Origin of the sequence: Olleya sediminilitoris (genome assembly GCF_016785945.1) — a bacterium.
Lineage (GTDB): Bacteria > Bacteroidota > Bacteroidia > Flavobacteriales > Flavobacteriaceae > Olleya > Olleya sediminilitoris.
This window is the reverse complement of record NZ_JAEMEF010000005.1, coordinates 151,795-170,618: the sequence shown is the minus strand read 5'-3', so window position 1 is coordinate 170,618 and position 18,824 is coordinate 151,795. Positions and strand designations below refer to the sequence as shown.

Genomic DNA, 18,824 nt, shown 5'->3' with positions numbered 1-18,824 from the left:
ATGCACAAAATTACTCTATTATTAACATTAAAACAATAATTTACACGTTAAAATGTGAAATTATTAAAAAAAATACGAACCTACGTTTTCATTTAAATGAAAGAATTACAACATCTTAACAAATACTTTTACAAGTATAAAACCCAAATTATAATTGGTGTTTTAATAACTATAATTTCTAAATTATTTACTGTTTTTGTTCCTAAATTTATTGGATCTATTATAGACGTGGTCAATGACCAGCTACAAAACCCTGAAAATAGTGTGGTTAATTATAGAGCTAAATTACTAAAATATATTATGTTTTTAATTGGCTCGGCAATATTATCCGGAATATTAACCTTTTGGATGCGTCAAACAATAATTAATGTATCACGTTATATTGAGTTTGATTTAAAAAATGAAATTTATCAGCAATACCAAAAATTGTCTTTAAATTTTTATAAGAAGAATAGAACTGGTGATTTGATGAATCGTATTAGCGAAGACGTTACAAAAGTACGTATGTATACTGGACCTGCTATTATGTACAGTATTAACACACTTACTTTATTTGTTGTTGCATTAATTTTTATGTTTAAACAAGCGCCAACATTAACTTTATATACTATAATACCTTTACCGATACTATCCATTATTATTTATAAAATTAGCTCTGAAATACATAAACGTAGTACCATTGTACAACAGTATTTATCTAAATTATCTACATTTTCTCAAGAGACATTTAGCGGAATTTCAGTGATTAAAGCTTACGGTATAGAACCTCAAACCTCATCGCAGTTTGATAAATTATCTGAAGACAGTAAACAAAAACAGTTAAGTTTAGTTAGGATACAAGCCTTGTTTTTTCCGATGATGATATTATTAATCGGACTTAGTAATGTTTTAGTCATTTATATTGGTGGTAAACAATATATGAATGGTGAAATTAGTCTAGGTACAATTTCAGAGTTTATAATGTATGTTAACCTGTTAACTTGGCCAGTTGCAACTGTAGGTTGGGTAACTTCAATTGTACAAGAAGCTGAAGCCTCTCAAAACAGAATTAACGAGTTTTTAAAAACTGAACCAGAAATACAAAACAACAATCCTAATACGTCTGATATTATTGGCGAAATTGAATTTAAAAATGTGTCCTTTACTTATGATGACACAAACATTCAAGCATTAAAAGATATTAGCTTTAAGGTTAATCCTGGCGAAACATTAGCTATAATAGGAAAAACAGGATCTGGAAAATCTACAATTTTAGATTTAGTTGGTAGGTTATATGACGTCAATAAAGGACAGATTTTAGTAGACCACCAATCTATTGAATCACTTAACTTGTATAGTTTACGCGACGCTACAGGTTACGTCCCTCAAGATGCCTTTTTGTTTAGCGACAGTATCAATAACAACATTAAGTTTGGTAAAGAAAATGCTACGGATCAAGAAGTGATAGAAGCTGCCAAACTAGCACAAGTCCATAAAAACATTGTTAAGTTTAAAAACAAATACAATACTGTTTTAGGCGAACGTGGTATTACGCTATCTGGTGGACAAAAACAGCGTGTATCTATTGCAAGAGCAATAATTAAAACGCCTCAAATCATGCTCTTTGATGATTGTTTATCTGCTGTGGATACAGAAACTGAAGAAAAAATATTAAACAATCTTAAAACCATTACTAAAGGTAAAACTACTTTAATTGTAAGCCATAGGATATCTTCTGCTAAAAATGCAGATAAAATAATAGTTTTAGATGACGGAAATATTGTACAATCAGGAACACATCAACAGCTAATTAATACTGATGGATACTACAAAGAGCTGTATTTAAAAACAACTAAATAAAAAGATTTACATTAAAATGTTGTGGCATTCAACTTTTTTTTTGATTTTTGGTTTATCAGAAACAACTAACAACACAATTTAGATTATGCATAATAACGAGATGATGGAGAAGGAAGAAATTTTTTCGAAAGTATTAAGAGCAGGAAGACGAACTTATTTTTTTGATGTAAGAGCTACTAAAGCAGAAGACTACTACTTAACAATTACTGAAAGTAAAAAGTTTACTAATGACGATGGATCATTTCATTACAAAAAACATAAAATCTATTTGTACAAAGAAGATTTTAACGAGTTTAATGACATCTTAAGAGAAATGACAGATTACATCATCAACGAAAAAGGAGATGAAGTTATTAGCGAACGTCACCAAAAAGATTTCAAAAAAGAATACGACACACCTCAGGTAACAACTACTGCTCCTGAAGCAACCTCAACCACTGAAGCTACTGCTGAAAGTAGATTTACTGATGTAGATTTTGATGATATTTAAAATCCTACAAACAACAAATAAAAAAGCCTTCTCTAAACGATAAGGCTTTTTTTATATTTTCTATTTAAGATACAATGGTACCGTTGGGCACTTTATGTTCTGGATTTAATAAAATAACATCCTTACCATTTACAGCTCCTAATACTAAACATTCACTCATAAAATTTGCGATTTGCTTTTTAGGAAAGTTAACCACAGCAACAATCTGACGTTGTAATAATTGTTCTTTATTATATAGCGTTGTAATTTGTGCGCTAGTTTTTTTAATTCCTAAATCTCCAAAATCAATCTTTAATTGATACGCTGGCTGTCTTGCTTCAGGAAAATCATTAACTTCTAATATTGTTCCTATGCGAAGATCTACTTTAGTAAAATCTTCAAACTGAATTGTATCACTCATAACTGTTAGTTTGTCGTTATATTTGTAATGCAATTTAATGTTTTTAAAATGAAAAATCTTTGTGTACTTTTCTGTTTCCTATTTTTAGGAAATACAATAATAGCTCAAACTAAATTTGAAAAAGAATCAAGACTTTCTGTTCATATGGTTCCAGATCAAGCTAAACAGTTTGTTTATCAATTATTAGCTTCAAAACAAGTTAAATGGTATCACGAAATACATGAAACAGGTCAATCCATTGAAGCCAAAACTAAATATCAAAACAAAAAATACAGTATTGAGTTTAACATGGATGGAAGTCTTCAAGATATTGAAGTTGAAACCCATAAAGACGATATTTCTGTTAAAACCTATGCTAACATAACAAATGTATTAGAAACCAAATTTGATAAACATTGGATTAAAAAAATACAAATCCAATATATTGGCTCAAAGGAAGCATTGTTGACTTTCTTTAAATCTGGACATCCCAACAACATCACCACTAACTATGAAATAGTTTTAAAAGGAAAAACAAAAAACGACAAAGCGCTTTATGAATATTTATTTAATGAAGAAGGCACACTAAAATCCACAAAAACAATAATTTTTAGAAACACTGATAATATCCAGTTTTAATAATGAAGCCTTTTTACCTCTTATTACTATGTTGTGTTTTTAGTTTTAACACAAAAGCACAAAACACTTATAATATAGGAACATTACCAACGATTAACCTTAGTAAATCATTAGAAAATAATTGGAAAATAAATTTTAAATCAGAATTTAGACAATTATTTAAAACTGGTCAATTTGGAAACAATCAAACAACTAATTATGATTACGTTCATACTGATGCAGCCATAGTAGCCTCAAAAAAAACAGGTTTAAATAACACAATTGCTGGTGGTTTTTTATTAAGATTCAGAGATCAAGATATTGTAAAACGAACCATTCAACAATTCACTATTATTAATCGTTTTAATGCTTTTAGGTTAGGTCACAGATTTTCAACAGATCAAACCTTTGCTTCAAATGAAACTATGGCATTACGTTTACGGTATCGTGTTACTTTTGACATCCCTTTAAATGGTCAATCTGTTGATAAAAACGAATGGTATTTAAAAATTAGTAACGAGTACCTTAACCGTTTTAAAAATAAGGAGAATTACGATTTAGAAATCAGAGTTTTACCAAATGTAGGCTATGTTTTTACGGATAACAACAAGCTTGAGTTTGGTTTAGATTACAGAATTAATGATTTTGTTAACCAATCTACAAGACAACGTTTTTGGCTAGCTATAAATTGGTATATCAGTATTTAATATTAGCTTTACATATCAAAAATAGTTTACAATTAATTTGTATTAATTACATTGAAACAAACAAAACACATTTTACCCCTTATAGTTCTGTCTCAGTTTTGCTGTACCTCACTTTGGTTTGCAGGAAATGGTGTGATTAATGACCTGATTATAAGTTTTAATCTAAATACCAATGCTTTAGGGCATCTAACCTCTGCTGTACAATTTGGTTTTATTGGTGGGACATTAGTTTTTGCAATATTAGCATTAGCCGATCGATTTTCGCCTTCCAAAGTATTTTTTATAAGCGCCATTTTTGGAGCCTTATTTAATGGGTTAATTATCTGGGAGCAACATACTCTTTCTAGCCTATTAGTACTAAGGTTTTTAACTGGGTTTTGTTTAGCAGGTATCTATCCTGTGGGTATGAAAATAGCGTCCGATTATTACAAAGACGGTTTAGGACAGTCACTAAGTTTATTGGTTGGTGCATTGGTTATTGGCACAGCTTTTCCGCATATTTTAAAAGACCTAACAGCAAGTTACCCATGGAAACTTGTAATTATCACTACTTCTATTTTGGCTATAATTGGTGGTTTACTAATATTACTTTTTATACCTAATGGTCCGTATTGTAAAGTTGGCGCTAAAACGGAATGGTCGGCCTGCTTTAAAGTGTTTAAAAAACAATCTTTTAGGGCTGTAGCTTTCGGATATTTTGGGCACATGTGGGAATTATATACGTTTTGGGCATTTGTACCCATCATGCTAAAAACCTATACAACAATACATCCTGAAGTGGTGTTTAACATACCGTTGCTTTCGTTTTTTATTATTGGTATTGGTGGATTAGCCTGTCTGCTTTTTGGTAGCGTATCTAAAATTTTAGGTGAAAAAAAAACAGCTAGTTTAGCACTGCTATTGTCTGGCGTTTGTTGTTTAGTTTCGCCTTTACTATTTACTGTTTCAAATCAATTAGTGTTTATTATTTTCTTAATGTTTTGGGGAATGGTAGTTGTAGCTGACTCACCTTTACTTTCAACATTAGTAGTACAAAAAGCTCCTTCAGACATAAAAGGTACGGCTTTAACAATTGTAAATTGCTTAGGCTATTTTATTACCATAATAAGCTTACAGTGCATAACATTATTATTAAGTTATACTAACTCTAATTATATATATATTATTTTAGCTATAGGTCCAATACTAGGCTTAGTGACTTTAAATAGAAAACAAAACTAATCAGAAATAAACCCAAATACTATGTCAAAAAATCAACTATTAGTCATAATACTCCTATTTATCGCTTTTCAAACACAGGCCCAATTTATAAAAAATAAAGCTTTAGATTTTAATATTGGGTTTGGTTACAGTTTTCCTTATGACGATGTAAACATAGAAGGTGATGGATTTTATTTACATGGCGAATACGTGTTAACCGTTTCTAACTGGGTAGATTTTAGACCATATGCTGGTTTAATTTTCACAACTGCTAGCGACGATCCAAACAAAAAACCTTTTGAAACTACAGCTAACAGTCTTTTAATAGGAGGAAAAACAAGAATTACAGCTCCTATACCATACGTTGCACCTTATTTTGAAATTGGAATTGGTGCTTCAATCGGAAATTTTAAAACTGTCACACCATTTACTTATATTAATGATAGTGGTGTATTTATAACCATTCCTTTTTCCGTTGGGTTAGAATTAGGTAAAAAACATAATTTTGACATTGCCTTCTCTTATTATTTTATAAATAGTGTTCAGCAATTTATAGGTGGAGCAACTATAGGTTTCTCAATACCTTTAGATGACTAAAGCCAACCTTTACGTTTTAATAATTCATAAATATGCGCATAATGGTGATTACTATGCCAAGCATAAATACCAACATTTTGATTTAAAGAAACTGTATTACCACTTTCCGGATGAATAAAAGTACGCTGTAAATCTTTTTCAGTTAAACCTTTAAGATAATAGACTAGTTTAGCATGAACAGCTTTAATATGGAGTATTGATAAAGCTATAGGTTGGTTATAATCATGTTGATTAGCCCAAGCATTTTCTTCATAAGCTTTAATAACCGGATTTTGTTCTGTCATTGCCCATTTAAATCTAATATAACTATGATGGTGACTATCTGCAACATGATGTATTACCTGTCTAATGGTCCAACCTTCTGGTCTATATGATGTATCCAATTGTGCATCTGTTAAAGGATTAACCATCTGTGCTAATCTAGAAGGAAAATGATCTAATATAGCTATCCAAGATTGAATATCACTAGTTGTAATTACATCAGGACAATTAAAGGTTCCTATTGGGTATTTTAGAAGTTGAAGTTGTTGATCTGTCATCAGTATATAAATAAAAAGCCTCATAGACATAATATCTATGAGGCTTTAATATAATAAAATATTTTATATTTATTTAACGTCAACTAACTCGACATCAAAAACAAGTACTGCGTTTGGTGGAATAACTCCGCCTGCACCTCTTGCTCCATAACCTAAGTTAGAAGGAATAACAAAACGTGCTTTATCACCAACGTTTAATAATTGGATACCTTCATCCCAACCAGAAATAACTTGTCCAACTCCTACTTGAAAATCTAAAGGTTGATTACGCTTGTAAGAACTATCAAAAACAGTTCCGTCTGCTAATTGTCCTTTATAATGTACAGAAACTTGATTTCCTTTTTCTGCTTTCTTACCTGATCCTTTTTGGATAATTTGGTAACGTAAACCACTTTTAGTTTCTTCAAAACCTGCAGCTAATTTGTCTAATTCTGCACGTTTAGCTTCAAGTTCTGCAGCTTCACGTTTTTCTCTTGCACCTTCAAAAGTTCTAAACGCTTCAATAGCATTAAACTGTTCTGCAGCAGCACCAACTCTAACAATTTCTAAAGTAGTGATTTCATCTCCTTGTGCAATAGCATCAACAACATCTTGACCTTCTACAACATTACCAAATACAGTATGATTACCGTCTAACCAATCTGTAGCAACATGCGTAATAAAAAACTGACTTCCGTTAGTACCAGGTCCTGCATTAGCCATACTTAAAATACCAGGTCCACTGTGTTTTAAATCAGGATGAAACTCGTCATCAAATTTATAACCAGGATTACCTGATCCTGTACCTTGAGGACAACCTCCTTGGATCATAAAGTTATCTATAACTCTATGAAATTTTAAACCATCATAATAAGGTGTACCTTGTGGTTTAACTTCATTTTCCATATTTCCTTCTGCTAAAGCAACAAAGTTACCTACTGTTCCAGGAGTTTTCTCAAATTCTAAAGCGACTAAAATTTCGCCTTTTGTAGTATTAAATTTTGCGTATAAACCGTCTTGCATTACATTGTATTTTAATGAAGTGCAAAGGTATAAAGAAGTTAAAAATTATAAGGTATGAGTTATGTTTTTTTTAACCCAAACCTATTCTATTTAATTATATTAAATTTGACACACATTTATAAACAATTATGGGATTATTAGGTAAGCTTTTTGGAAGCAAAAACTCAAACAATACAACAGTAGCAGATCAAGCTAATTATATAGACACAATTTTAAAACATAGTGAAGACCAACCGCTAGGCGTTGCAGATGCTAATGTTATTTATGCTGGCTATAACGAGTTGGGTGGTTATTATTATTTACAAACGTATGTGGTTGGTAAATTAAATACAAAAACTAAAACTGGAGCAAATTTAATTGTAGAAGGCAATGGTTATGTAATGGATTTAAAATCTGACATGAATGAAATTGAATCTGACCCAATAGACATTGGATTTAAAGGGAGTGCCACCAGAATAGATTTTGAAATTGAAAAAGACACTGTGGAAAGCATCAAACGATCTACAATAAAAAGTTTAACTTTAACTATAAAAAAGCAAACGTTAGTTTTTAAACCAATTGAAACTACAGATTAAAAAAAAATCTAATAGCGATTAGCTATTAGATTTTTTTTAAGTGTAATAATTACTATTAATTAGTTAGCGACTTCACTGATAAACTTTATACGATATAATCGTAATTCTTCATCATCATAATCACCATCAAACTCGTCAATAGCAACATCTATTTTATCGGTTTCAGACTCCATAAAATAATCATGGATCTCTTCTTGCTGGTCTTCATCTAAAATATCATTAATCCAATAATCAATATTTAGTTTAGTCCCAGAAAATACGATTGCTTCCATTTCTTTAATAAAAGCAGACATTTCCATTCCCTTTGCAGATGCTATATCTGTTAAAGGTAGTTTACGGTCTACATTTTGAATGATATATAATTTTAAACCTGAATTACTTCCTGTTGATTTTACAACTAAATCATCTGGTCGAATAATATCATTGTCTTCAACATATTTCTCGATTAATTTGACAAAATCTTTACCATATTTTTTAGCTTTACCTTCTCCTACTCCATGAACATTAGACAGTTCGGCTAAAGATATTGGATATTTTAAAGCCATATCTTCTAATGAAGGATCTTGAAAAATCACAAAAGGTGGTACGCCTAATTTTTTAGCATTAGACTTACGCAAGTCTTTTAACATGGTCATTAAAGCCTCATCAACAACTGCTCCTCCTCCACTTTGTGCGGTAATTATAGAGTTGTCTGCTGTTTCACTAAACTCATGATCTTTAGTCATCATGAAAGATTCTGGTTGTGCGATAAAGTCTTCACCTTTTGGTTTTAGTTTAATAACACCATAGGTTTCAATATCTTTTTTTAATAATCCAGCAACTAACATTTGACGCGTTAATGCCATCCAATAGGACTTGTCTTTATCTTTTCCTTTACCAAAAAAGGGTTGACCATCCGTTTTATGAGAGGCAATTAAAGCATTAGATTTACCTGTGATAACATTAACAAGTTCTTTTGCTTTATATTTTTGGTTTGTAGCTTTTACAATTTCTAAAACCAGCTTTACATCATCTTTAGATTCCTGTTTTTCTTTTGGATGTCTCATATTGTCATCCATATCTCCACCTTCACCTGTTTCGTTATCAAAAGATTCACCAAAGTAATGAAGTATAAATTTTCGTCGTGATATTGAAGTTTCCGCGAAAGCGACAACTTCTTGTAACAAAGCTTGACCAATCTCTTGCTCTGCAACAGGTTTACCAGACATAAATTTTTCTAATTTTTCTATATCCTTGTAAGCATAATAGGCTAAACAGTGTCCTTCACCTCCATCACGACCTGCACGACCAGTCTCTTGGTAGTAGCTTTCTATGCTTTTAGGTATATCATGATGAATTACAAAACGCACATCAGGCTTATCTATTCCCATACCAAAGGCTATGGTTGCAACTACAACGTCAATATCTTCCATCAAAAACATATCCTGATGGCTTGAGCGTTTTTTGGCATCTAAACCTGCGTGATAAGGGACTGCTTTAATACCGTTAACTTGTAAGACTTGGGCTAACTCCTCTACACGTTTACGACTTAAACAATAAATAATACCAGACTTACCCTCGTTTTGTTTTACAAAACGGATAATATCTGCATCTACATTTTTAGTTTTGGGACGAATCTCGTAGTATAAATTAGGTCTATTAAAGGACGCTTTAAAGGTGTTAGCATCATTCATACCTAAGTTTTTCAAGATATCTTCCTGCACTTTAGGTGTTGCTGTTGCTGTCAAACCAATAATGGGTATATTGTCACCAATACGTCTTATTATGGATTTCAAATTTCGGTATTCTGGTCTAAAATCATGTCCCCATTCACTAATGCAATGGGCTTCGTCTACTGCCATAAACGAGATTTTGACCGTTCTTAAAAACTCGACATTTTCTTCTTTAGTTAAGGATTCTGGTGCAACATATAATAACTTGGTTACTCCATTAGTAATATCCTCTTTAACCTGTTTTATTTCGGTTTTATTTAAAGATGAATTTAATACATGTGCTATCCCGTTTTCATTAGAAATACCACGAATGGCATCCACCTGATTTTTCATTAATGCAATTAAAGGAGAAACTACAATAGCTGTTCCTTCTTGCATCAAAGCTGGTAACTGGTAGCATAAACTTTTACCTCCACCAGTCGGCATAATAACAAATGTATTGTCTTGTTTAGTAATACTTTGTATGACTTGTTCTTGGAGTCCCTTAAACTCGTCAAAACCAAAGTACTTTTTTAGTGCAGAATGCAAATCGCTTTTCACTATGTTAAACTTACGTATTAAATTAATTTTTTTTTACACTTACTCACTATTGACTCACAAATAAATAGTTGTAAAGAATTGAATTCCTCTTTCAATTTTTCGTTAAATTTGCTGTCAATATAATTCGCTAAAACAATTAAAGTTTTAATGAATAAGACTAAAGATAGTAAAATCTTTATAAACCAAAAAAATAAATACATTGAAAACAAAAGCTTCTATTATTGAAAGTGCCAAAGAAACTATTAAATTAGAAGGTCAGTCCATATTAAATTTATCCAATTTAGTAGATAATGACTTTGCTGAAGCAGTCCAATTAATATACAACAGTAAAGGTCGTGTAATTATTACTGGTATTGGTAAAAGTGCCATTATAGCTACAAAAATTGTAGCAACATTAAACTCAACTGGGACTCCAGCGGTGTTTATGCATGCTGCAGATGCCATACATGGAGACTTAGGTCTTATACTAGAAGACGATGTTGTAATTTGTATTTCTAAAAGCGGAAACACTCCTGAAATTAAAGTTTTAGTGCCTCTAATAAAAAACGCTAAAAATAAGATGATTGCCATTACTGGTAATAAAGAATCGTTTTTAGGCCAACAAGCTGACTATATTTTAAATGCTTTTGTACAAAAAGAAGCTTGTCCAAACAATTTAGCGCCTACAACAAGTACAACTGCCCAATTAGTTTTAGGTGATGCTTTAGCGGTAAGCCTATTAGAATTACGTGGTTTTTCTAGCAAAGACTTTGCTAAATACCATCCTGGTGGTGCTTTGGGTAAAAAATTATATTTACGTGTGCATGATATTGCATCTGTTAATCAAAAACCAGAAGTAACATTAGACACTAACATTAAAGAAATTATTATTGAAATTTCTGAAAAAATGTTAGGCGTTACTGCTGTTACAGAAAACAATAAAATTGTAGGTATCATTACAGATGGAGATTTAAGACGTATGCTTAGTAAGGTAGACAACTTTAACAATTTAACTGCTAAAGATATCATGAGTGCTAATCCTAAACGTATTGAAGAAGACGCTATGGCTATTGATGCTATGGAACTTTTAGAAACCTATGGTATTTCTCAGATTTTAGTAGAAAACAATGGTAAATATGCAGGTGTTGTTCATATCCATGATTTAATTAGAGAAGGTATATTATAATGGCAAAAAAAGATGTAAACGAGATGTCCTTTCTGGATCATCTTGAAGATTTAAGATGGCATTTAATTAGGATTGTTGTTGCTGTTGTTATTTGTGGTTTGGTAGCGTTTTGTTTTCCAAGCATCATGTTTGACAACGTATTATTTGCACCACAAAAAATGAGTTTTCCAACCTATCAATGGTTGTGTCAAATGTCTCAATTTTTTGGTATTGAAGACATTAGTTTTTGCGCAGACGAGTTTCCGTTTATTATCCAAAACCGTGAAATGGCTGGACAATTCTCCATACATATATGGACCTCCATTTACGCTGGTTTTATAGTAGCATTTCCATATGTAATTTATCAGTTATGGCGATTTATTAGTCCTGGTTTAACTTCAAAAGAAAAAAGAACTTCTACAGGATTTATAATCATTTCCTCTTTATTATTTTTTATGGGTGTCCTGTTTGGTTATTTCATCATCACACCTTTATCCATAAACTTTTTAGGAACTTACTCTGTAAGTAGCGAAGTATCAAACGAAATTGATATTGCCTCATATGTTGGTTTAATCAGAGCCTCTGTATTGGCTTCTGGTATCATATTTGAATTACCTATACTAATCTACTTTTTAACTAAAGTTGGCTTAGTAACACCTGAGTTTTTGCGTAAATACCGCAAATTTGCTTTGGTAATAGTACTTATTGTGTCAGCTGTAATTACACCTCCTGATGTGGCTAGTCAAATTATAGTAGCCATTCCAGTTTTAATACTATATGAGATAAGTATACATATCTCTAGAATTGTTATAAAGAAAGAAAATAAAAACAAAACAAATGTCAGAACAAGTTAAAGAGTTTAACGACTATCGCGAAAAAATGAATCAGAAGATTCTAGGCGATAATAACAAAATAATCAAACGTATTTTTAATCTAGATACTAATGCGTTTACTGAAGGTGCTTTGGATGTTAAAACCAAAGAATTATTAGGTTTAGTAGCTAGTACAGTTTTACGTTGTGATGACTGTGTTAAATACCATTTAGAGTCTAGTTACAGAGAAGGACTTACTAAAGAGCAAGTCATGGAAACATTAAGTATTGCCACTTTAATTGGTGGTACTATTGTAATACCTCACCTAAGACGTGCGTATGAGTATTGGGAAGCTTTAGAAGCTCAAGACCAACAATAAATAATAGGTTAAACTTTATATAAATTAAAGTGCCTTTTTTAGAAGTTATACTGAAATGCTTACTTTTAAAGCAATTAAACACACAAAATGAAGCTTAGAGCCGAACATTTAATGAAGTCCTACAATGGACGTAAAGTAGTAAAAGATGTCTCTTTAGAGGTTAGTCAAGGCGAAATTGTTGGACTTTTAGGTCCCAATGGTGCTGGTAAAACCACCTCGTTTTATATGACAGTAGGATTAGTAAAACCTAACGCTGGTAATATATTTTTAGACAATACTAATATTACTAAATATCCAATGTATAAGCGTGCCCAAAATGGTATTGGGTATTTAGCACAAGAGGCTTCAGTGTTTAGAAAATTAAGCATCGAAGACAATATTCTTAGCGTGTTACAATTAACCAAACTAAGTAAAAAAGAACAATTACACAGGATGGAAGCTTTAATTGACGAGTTTAGTTTAGGTCATATCCGTAAAAACAGAGGAGATTTATTATCTGGTGGTGAGCGACGTCGTACCGAAATTGCTCGTGCATTAGCTACAGATCCAAGCTTTATTTTACTAGACGAACCTTTTGCTGGAGTAGATCCAGTAGCTGTTGAGGACATCCAACGTATTGTAGCCCAATTAACAAAAAAGAACATTGGAATATTAATTACAGACCATAACGTACAGGAAACTTTAGCAATTACAGATAGAACCTATTTAATGTTTGAAGGAAGCATCCTTAAAGCAGGTGAACCTGAAGAACTAGCTAATGATGAAATGGTACGTAAAGTCTACTTAGGTCAAAACTTTGAGTTACGTAAGAAGAAGATTAGAGATTAAAGTCTCAATATAATTATAACTAAAAAAGCCCAATTGAAATTTCAATTGGGCTTTTTTAATTTTAAAAGTGTAAGGTATTAAACTTGCTCTTTGTCTGTAGCATCAACTTTTACCTTTGCATTTTCTGCTATAATTTTCTTTTGATAACGACCTTGTACAATATCTGTAATAACCAAAATAGCAATTACAAAATAGAAGGTTGTTTTACTCATAGACTCAATTGGGTTTCCAAATAGTTTTAAATGCGCTAAATGACCACCTTCTGTAATAAGCATTATTCCTACTATAAATAAGATAAATAGTCCTAATACTTCGTACATTCTGTTTTTTGCTAAAAATGCCGAAATACGATCTGCTAAAACCAGCATTAACAAACCACTAATTACAATAGCAATAGTCATTACAATAAAAGCAGTAACACTATTTTCTATATCGCTAGTTAATCCTATGGCTGCTAAAATAGAATCAAATGAAAACACTAAATTCATAATTACAATACTTGTAATAACTGCGTTTGAAGATTTACGACTTTTACCTTCACCTTCAATGTCATGATCTAAATCTGGAGCACCAATCATATGCCAAATTTCTTTAATAGCAGTGTATAAAATAAAACCACCTCCTGCTAACACAATGATGCTATGACCATTAAACTCAAATGAGGCAACCTCACCTATATGTCCTGTTAAAAAAGAAAATGGTTCTTGAAAAAAACCAATGATTTTAACCAAAACAAATAACAAAACAATACGTAAAACAATTGCAATTATAATACCTACTTTTCTAACACGTTGTTGATCGTCTTGAGGTGCTTTTTTAGACTCTAATGAGATGTATAATAAGTTGTCAAAACCTAAAACAGCCTGTAATAAAACAAGCATTAATAATGTAAAAATAATTTGTAGCATAGTATGTATTAATTGATATTGTTAAATAATGATAGAAATATATATAAGAGTATTATTACAGGTATGGCTGCAAAATGCAACACCACAATAAGTACTAGTGTTAAAATAATAAAGATGTATCGTACTGCATTGGGCTTAAAACTCCAGTTTTTAAACTTTAAAGCAAATAATTTTATTGAAGCATTTAATATGTAACAACTAACAATAGTTAGTATAACTAAAAACCAAGGATTTAAAATAATAGCATTAATAACATCGTTATTCTGAAATTCTAAAATTAAAGGCAATGATAAGATTAATAAAGCATTGGCTGGTGTTGGCAACCCTTTAAAGTAATTTTGTTGCTCTTGGTCTATATTAAAACGTGCTAAACGATAAGCAGAAGCTAAGGTAACAAACAACCCTATAAAAGGTAACAAATTTAATTTATAACCTGTCCATTGCATAGTTTCTGACCACTCATTAATAGGTGTAACCGCTTTGCTATTTGTAGCCAACTCTAATAGCTTAAACAAAACAATACCTGGTACTAAACCACTGGTAACCATATCTGCCAAACTATCTAATTGTAAACCAAGCTCGCTTTGGACCTTTAATTTTCTAGCTAAAAGCCCATCAAAAAAATCAAAAAATATACCTAGAAAAACAAAAAATGCAGCAAAAATAAAATGGCTATTAACTGCAAAAATCACTGCTATACTTCCGCATAATAAATTAAGAAGCGTGATAAAATTTGGTATAAATGCTTTAATGTTCATCGATTAGTTTTTGGTAAAAATAACAAAGTATTTGGGTCTATTCCAAACCCTAAGCAATATACTATTAAAATTGAAGTTTAATATATAGAAAAATTATACCATCTTTGTAAAAAAATTAAACTTGAAAGCACGTTTACTATCTTTTCTATTATTAACTGCATCGCTTACTATAGCTCAAACGACACGTAAATACTCCAACGAATTTATGAATATTGGTGTAGATGCTGCTGCTTTAGGTTTAAGTAATGCAACGGTTGCTAGAACAAACGATGTTAATGCAGGATATTGGAATCCTTCTGGTTTAATTCATCTTGAAGATAACCAACTAGCATTAATGCACTCTAGTTATTTTGCTAATATTGCCAATTACGATTACGCTGCATTTGCAATGCCTCTGGACGACCAAAGTGCTTTTGGAGTATCTCTTATTCGTTTTGCTGTAGATGACATTTTAGATACTACACAATTAATTGACGAACAAGGTAATATAAACTATGATAGAATCAGCTTATTCTCTACTGCTGATTATGGTGTTACATTTTCATACGCCAGAGATTTACCAATACAAGGATTGAGTTATGGTGTTAACGCCAAAATTATTAGACGTATTATAGGAGATTTTGCTAAAAGTTGGGGCTTTGGTTTGGATGCTGCTATTCAGTTTGAAACTGAAAACAATTGGAGATTTGGTGTTATGGCTCGTGATATTACAACAACTTTTAATGCTTGGACTATAAACGAAGATGAATTTGCTAAAGTACAAAATGCTGTAGAAGGACAAAATCAAGAATTACCTGAAACTACAGAAATTACAATACCTAAACTACAAATAGGTATCGCAAAATCATATCGTTTTCATTATGACTATACTTTGGATGCCGAACTGGATTTAAACGTTCGTTTTGAAGAAAATAATGATGTGATCTCAACGTCTTTTGTAAGTATAAATCCTGCTTTAGGATTTCAATTTGGTTACATAGACATGATTTATTTAAGAACTGGAGTTGGTAATTTTCAAAACGAATTACAAATAGATAACTCTGAAGATTTAACCTTTCAACCAAGTTTTGGCGTAGGTTTTAAATATAAAGGCATTCATGTAGATTATGCTTTTACAGATATTGGTGACCAAAGTGTTGCTTTATATTCTAATGTGTTTTCGTTAAAATTAGACTTTAGTGTTTTTAGATAAGTTATCTTTGTAACATGAAATTAGTATTACAAATTCTCTTTTTATGTTGGGCGACTTTAGGTTGGTCTCAAAATCTTCAATTATCAAAAGACACTACGGTTAGTGTAATCACTTTTGGACCAGGAAACAACCTAAACGATGCTTTTGGCCATAATGCCATTCGTGTTAAATCACGCTTTTTTGATATAGCTTATGATTTTGGTAGATACGATTTTGATGCACCTAATTTCTATTTAAATTTTGCCAGAGGAAAATTAAACTATTTACAAGGAAAAAATAACTACAAAAACTTAATTTCATTTTACAAAAATGAAGACAGGTCAATAACAGAGCAAACTTTAAACTTAACTACAACACAAAAACAAGACCTTTATAATACCTTAGAAGCCAATTACAAAAAAAATCAAGGGGCTTATCTCTATGACTTTTTTTATGATAATTGTGCTACAAAAATTAGAGATATAGTTGAAACTACTTTGGATGGTCAACTAGTTTATAATGTACCAAAAGACTATCAAGAACAGACTTTTAGACAATTAATAGATCATAATTTACATTGGAATACTTGGGGAAGCTTTGGTATTGACATTGCATTAGGGTCTATTATTGATCGTAAAGCAACTGCTAGAGAACAATTATTTTTACCAGAAAAAGTTAATGTTTTTTTTAATAATGCGACATTAAAAAACAACAATCAAAAACTTGTAACTAATAGCAACGCTATTTATACCAAACAAGGTATAAACGGTAATAAAGTTAGCGCCTTTTTAATCAGTCCTTTGTTTATACTAGTAATAGTAGCTAGTGTAATACTATTTATAACGTATAAAGATTATAAAAACAATACAAGAACTAAAGGCTTGGACATGACTATTTTTATAATAACTGGTAGTGTTGGCGTACTGTTATTTTTATTATGGTTTGCAACAGACCATACAGCAACAGCTTATAACTATAACGTCTTATGGGCATTTCCAATAAGCTTATTTTGCATACTGCAAATATTAAAAGCTACTCCAAAAAAATGGTACATCGCTTACATCAAATTCATGATATTAATGCTATGTTTAATGGTTATGCATTGGACCATTGGTGTGCAACGCTTTGCGCCTGCTTTGGTACCTTTAATAATAGCTTTAGCAATAAGATACATATATTTATTAAGGTATTACAAAATAAACCAATCCGTTTAAGATTTTTTTATTGACCTCTAAAAAAGATCATTGTACTTAGGGTTTTAATAATAATATTGGTGTCCAATAAAAAGCTTCGGTGTTTGATGTAATATAAATCAAACTGAAGTTTAAGTAAACTATCATCCACACTAGACCCATAACGTGCATTAACTTGAGCCCAACCAGTAAGACCTGGCTTAACAATATGTCTGGTTTCGTAAAACGGAATCACTTGAGACAATTCGTTAACAAAATATGGACGCTCTGGACGTGGACCAATTAAACTCATATCGCCTTTAAGAATATTGATAAACTGAGGAAATTCATCCAAACGTGTCACTCTTAAAAATTTACCAAAAGCAGTAATGCGACTATCATTTTTGGTAGCCCAAACTGCTCCTGCAGCCTCAGCATCTTTAACCATTGTTCTAAATTTAAAAATCGTAAATGGCATCCCATTTTTACCTATTCGCTCTTGTTTATAGAATAAACACCCACGATTACCTAAAATATTCCCAAGTAAAATTAAAGGTAATATACAGGTCCCTAACACCAAACCAATAATAGATATTACTAAATCAAAAAGACGTCTATAAGCAAGGTACAGCTTGTTTTTATTGTTTCTACTAAAAGGAAAATATTTATAAAAATCTTTACCTACAAACTGCACTGGTACACGATAAGTAATATCTTCATAAACCTGTGTGTATTCCTTTATTGGAAATCCTTTTTCAAGCAAAGAAATTAAATCAGTATAAATAGAAGGTGTAATATTTTCAGAGTTATAACTTGCTATGACAACTTCTGAAATCCCTTCTTTTTCAATTATTGTTTGCAGTTCTGAAGGTTGATATTCTGTTAACCCATTAAATGTAATAGTTTCTTTTTTTGCTATTTCACAGTTAATAAAACCTATGATTTTATAATTTGGATCTGCATTTGCAAAAGCATTAATAATGGCCTTGATATTAGAGGTTTCACCTACCAATAATACTTTTTTAAAAAATCGCGGAGACGAAATAAAAGTGATGTACATCCAACGCCAAACATATAAGCCAATTAAAATAGCTAGATAAAAATACAGGATTTGTAATCTGTTTTCTGGCAATGAAGGCGTATAAAAAGGAGTTAGTAAATAAAATAAAACAGTTACCGAAGTTGTCAATAAAATGGTCCCTAAAACGGTGTCTAAACGACTTGATTTTTGTAAATCATACAATTCTAAAACAGTCCCAAAAACACTAATATAAATTGCTAAAACAACAAACCAAGCCCAATGTTGTGCATTGACATTAAAATAATCAAAGTCAAAAAAAGTACTAACACCATACAAAGACACACCTATAAAAAGTAAATCAAATAACCGTAAAAGTAATTTACGTTCTGAAATTTCAAAATGTATGCCTTGCCTAGTGGACATTCTAGTAGTT

Annotated in this window: 20 protein-coding genes; 13 read left to right on the top strand and 7 right to left on the bottom strand. The window is 31.2% G+C overall.

Annotated features, from left to right (window positions below; genetic code table 11):
- The first annotated feature begins 96 nt into the window (after nucleotides 1-96).
- Together JAO71_RS07950 and JAO71_RS07945 are read left to right on the top strand one after the other, a co-directional pair.
- Nucleotides 97-1,839, top strand: coding sequence for an ABC transporter ATP-binding protein (locus JAO71_RS07950; protein WP_203000095.1), 1,743 nt, complete (start codon nucleotides 97-99; stop codon nucleotides 1,837-1,839).
- Nucleotides 1,840-1,924: 85 nt separating this feature from the next.
- The gene (locus JAO71_RS07945; RefSeq protein WP_028607939.1) at nucleotides 1,925-2,329 is read left to right on the top strand and encodes a PUR family DNA/RNA-binding protein; all 405 of its coding nucleotides are present in this window, start codon (nucleotides 1,925-1,927) and stop codon (nucleotides 2,327-2,329) included.
- A gap of 64 nt (nucleotides 2,330-2,393) precedes the next feature.
- On the opposite strand, the gene JAO71_RS07940 is transcribed toward JAO71_RS07945, so the two are convergent.
- Entirely contained in the window at nucleotides 2,394-2,729 is a 336-nt protein-coding gene (locus tag JAO71_RS07940; protein WP_203000093.1) for a tRNA-binding protein, read from the bottom strand.
- 48 nt (nucleotides 2,730-2,777) lie between these two features.
- Between JAO71_RS07940 and JAO71_RS07935 the strand changes: the two genes are divergently transcribed.
- The 4 genes from JAO71_RS07935 to JAO71_RS07920 are packed head-to-tail and all read left to right on the top strand — an operon-like array spanning nucleotide 2,778 to nucleotide 5,830.
- Nucleotides 2,778-3,347 (top strand): hypothetical protein, encoded by a 570-nt coding sequence (locus JAO71_RS07935; protein WP_203000092.1) that lies wholly within the window; start codon nucleotides 2,778-2,780, stop codon nucleotides 3,345-3,347.
- Nucleotides 3,348-3,349: 2 nt separating this feature from the next.
- Entirely contained in the window at nucleotides 3,350-4,033 is a 684-nt protein-coding gene (locus JAO71_RS07930; RefSeq protein WP_203000090.1) for a DUF2490 domain-containing protein, read from the top strand.
- Between the two features lie 51 nt (nucleotides 4,034-4,084).
- Nucleotides 4,085-5,254 carry an MFS transporter gene (locus JAO71_RS07925; protein WP_203000088.1) on the top strand — a complete coding sequence of 390 codons (1,170 nt, stop codon included), beginning with the start codon at nucleotides 4,085-4,087 and terminating at the stop codon, nucleotides 5,252-5,254.
- Between the two features lie 21 nt (nucleotides 5,255-5,275).
- Nucleotides 5,276-5,830: a hypothetical protein gene (locus tag JAO71_RS07920; protein ID WP_036599849.1), complete on the top strand. Its 555-nt coding sequence runs from the start codon at nucleotides 5,276-5,278 to the stop codon at nucleotides 5,828-5,830.
- On the opposite strand, the gene JAO71_RS07915 is transcribed toward JAO71_RS07920, so the two are convergent.
- Both JAO71_RS07915 and JAO71_RS07910 read right to left on the bottom strand, forming a co-directional pair.
- A complete protein-coding gene (locus JAO71_RS07915; protein ID WP_203000086.1) occupies nucleotides 5,827-6,369 on the bottom strand; it encodes a YfiT family bacillithiol transferase in 543 nt (180 codons plus the stop codon). The genes JAO71_RS07920 and JAO71_RS07915 overlap by 4 nt on opposite strands.
- 69 nt (nucleotides 6,370-6,438) lie before the next feature.
- A complete protein-coding gene (locus JAO71_RS07910) occupies nucleotides 6,439-7,371 on the bottom strand; it encodes a peptidylprolyl isomerase (protein ID WP_028289940.1) in 933 nt (310 codons plus the stop codon).
- Between the two features lie 128 nt (nucleotides 7,372-7,499).
- Here JAO71_RS07910 and JAO71_RS07905 point away from each other — a divergent pair, with 128 nt between their 5' ends.
- The gene (locus JAO71_RS07905) at nucleotides 7,500-7,946 is read left to right on the top strand and encodes a hypothetical protein (RefSeq protein WP_203000076.1); all 447 of its coding nucleotides are present in this window, start codon (nucleotides 7,500-7,502) and stop codon (nucleotides 7,944-7,946) included.
- A gap of 59 nt (nucleotides 7,947-8,005) precedes the next feature.
- Here JAO71_RS07905 and JAO71_RS07900 read toward each other — a convergent pair whose 3' ends face one another.
- On the bottom strand, nucleotides 8,006-10,198 hold the full coding sequence (locus JAO71_RS07900) for a RecQ family ATP-dependent DNA helicase (protein WP_203000074.1): 2,193 nt from the start codon (nucleotides 10,196-10,198) through the stop codon (nucleotides 8,006-8,008).
- Between the two features lie 199 nt (nucleotides 10,199-10,397).
- Between JAO71_RS07900 and JAO71_RS07895 the strand changes: the two genes are divergently transcribed.
- The 4 genes from JAO71_RS07895 (at nucleotide 10,398) to lptB (ending at nucleotide 13,361) form a co-directional block, all read left to right on the top strand.
- The gene (locus JAO71_RS07895; protein ID WP_054852797.1) at nucleotides 10,398-11,363 is read left to right on the top strand and encodes a KpsF/GutQ family sugar-phosphate isomerase; all 966 of its coding nucleotides are present in this window, start codon (nucleotides 10,398-10,400) and stop codon (nucleotides 11,361-11,363) included.
- Nucleotides 11,363-12,196, top strand: coding sequence for a twin-arginine translocase subunit TatC (tatC, locus tag JAO71_RS07890; protein WP_203000072.1), 834 nt, complete (start codon nucleotides 11,363-11,365; stop codon nucleotides 12,194-12,196). The genes JAO71_RS07895 and tatC overlap by 1 nt, the downstream gene beginning before the upstream one ends.
- Complete coding sequence (locus JAO71_RS07885) at nucleotides 12,180-12,533, top strand: carboxymuconolactone decarboxylase family protein (protein WP_028289945.1); 354 nt, start codon at nucleotides 12,180-12,182, stop codon at nucleotides 12,531-12,533. Before tatC ends, JAO71_RS07885 begins: the two co-directional genes overlap by 17 nt.
- 87 nt (nucleotides 12,534-12,620) lie before the next feature.
- Nucleotides 12,621-13,361 (top strand): LPS export ABC transporter ATP-binding protein, encoded by a 741-nt coding sequence (lptB, locus tag JAO71_RS07880; RefSeq protein ID WP_028289946.1) that lies wholly within the window; start codon nucleotides 12,621-12,623, stop codon nucleotides 13,359-13,361.
- A gap of 77 nt (nucleotides 13,362-13,438) precedes the next feature.
- Here lptB and JAO71_RS07875 read toward each other — a convergent pair whose 3' ends face one another.
- Together JAO71_RS07875 and JAO71_RS07870 are read right to left on the bottom strand one after the other, a co-directional pair.
- On the bottom strand, nucleotides 13,439-14,269 hold the full coding sequence (locus JAO71_RS07875) for a TerC family protein (RefSeq protein WP_203000062.1): 831 nt from the start codon (nucleotides 14,267-14,269) through the stop codon (nucleotides 13,439-13,441).
- An 8-nt stretch (nucleotides 14,270-14,277) separates the two neighbouring features.
- The gene (locus tag JAO71_RS07870; RefSeq protein WP_371440204.1) at nucleotides 14,278-15,021 is read right to left on the bottom strand and encodes a CDP-alcohol phosphatidyltransferase family protein; all 744 of its coding nucleotides are present in this window, start codon (nucleotides 15,019-15,021) and stop codon (nucleotides 14,278-14,280) included.
- Nucleotides 15,022-15,148: 127 nt separating this feature from the next.
- Between JAO71_RS07870 and JAO71_RS07865 the strand changes: the two genes are divergently transcribed.
- On the top strand, nucleotides 15,149-16,219 hold the full coding sequence (locus JAO71_RS07865) for a putative type IX sorting system protein PorV2 (RefSeq protein WP_236011211.1): 1,071 nt from the start codon (nucleotides 15,149-15,151) through the stop codon (nucleotides 16,217-16,219).
- Nucleotides 16,220-16,233: 14 nt separating this feature from the next.
- Entirely contained in the window at nucleotides 16,234-17,412 is a 1,179-nt protein-coding gene (locus tag JAO71_RS07860; protein ID WP_203000059.1) for a lipoprotein N-acyltransferase Lnb domain-containing protein, read from the top strand.
- Nucleotides 17,413-17,419: 7 nt separating this feature from the next.
- Here the strand turns inward: JAO71_RS07860 and JAO71_RS07855 are convergent, their stop codons facing one another.
- Nucleotides 17,420-18,814, bottom strand: a complete 1,395-nt coding sequence (locus JAO71_RS07855; RefSeq protein WP_054852802.1) for a sugar transferase — start codon at nucleotides 18,812-18,814, stop codon at nucleotides 17,420-17,422.
- Between the last annotated feature and the right edge of the window lie 10 nt (nucleotides 18,815-18,824).

What these genes read in the sequence shown, in the direction of transcription:
- JAO71_RS07910 (WP_028289940.1), bottom strand. Translation starts at nt 7,371, where the DNA reads ATGCAAGACGGTTTATACGCAAAATTTAATACTACAAAAGGCGAAATT.
- JAO71_RS07945 (WP_028607939.1), top strand. Translation starts at nt 1,925, where the DNA reads ATGCATAATAACGAGATGATGGAGAAGGAAGAAATTTTTTCGAAAGTA.
- JAO71_RS07860 (WP_203000059.1), top strand. Translation starts at nt 16,234, where the DNA reads ATGAAATTAGTATTACAAATTCTCTTTTTATGTTGGGCGACTTTAGGT.
- JAO71_RS07920 (WP_036599849.1), top strand. Translation starts at nt 5,276, where the DNA reads ATGTCAAAAAATCAACTATTAGTCATAATACTCCTATTTATCGCTTTT.
- JAO71_RS07940 (WP_203000093.1), bottom strand. Translation starts at nt 2,729, where the DNA reads ATGAGTGATACAATTCAGTTTGAAGATTTTACTAAAGTAGATCTTCGC.
- JAO71_RS07935 (WP_203000092.1), top strand. Translation starts at nt 2,778, where the DNA reads ATGAAAAATCTTTGTGTACTTTTCTGTTTCCTATTTTTAGGAAATACA.
- tatC (WP_203000072.1), top strand. Translation starts at nt 11,363, where the DNA reads ATGGCAAAAAAAGATGTAAACGAGATGTCCTTTCTGGATCATCTTGAA.
- lptB (WP_028289946.1), top strand. Translation starts at nt 12,621, where the DNA reads ATGAAGCTTAGAGCCGAACATTTAATGAAGTCCTACAATGGACGTAAA.
- JAO71_RS07905 (WP_203000076.1), top strand. Translation starts at nt 7,500, where the DNA reads ATGGGATTATTAGGTAAGCTTTTTGGAAGCAAAAACTCAAACAATACA.
- JAO71_RS07875 (WP_203000062.1), bottom strand. Translation starts at nt 14,269, where the DNA reads ATGCTACAAATTATTTTTACATTATTAATGCTTGTTTTATTACAGGCT.
- JAO71_RS07855 (WP_054852802.1), bottom strand. Translation starts at nt 18,814, where the DNA reads ATGTCCACTAGGCAAGGCATACATTTTGAAATTTCAGAACGTAAATTA.
- JAO71_RS07885 (WP_028289945.1), top strand. Translation starts at nt 12,180, where the DNA reads ATGTCAGAACAAGTTAAAGAGTTTAACGACTATCGCGAAAAAATGAAT.
- JAO71_RS07915 (WP_203000086.1), bottom strand. Translation starts at nt 6,369, where the DNA reads ATGACAGATCAACAACTTCAACTTCTAAAATACCCAATAGGAACCTTT.
- JAO71_RS07930 (WP_203000090.1), top strand. Translation starts at nt 3,350, where the DNA reads ATGAAGCCTTTTTACCTCTTATTACTATGTTGTGTTTTTAGTTTTAAC.
- JAO71_RS07950 (WP_203000095.1), top strand. Translation starts at nt 97, where the DNA reads ATGAAAGAATTACAACATCTTAACAAATACTTTTACAAGTATAAAACC.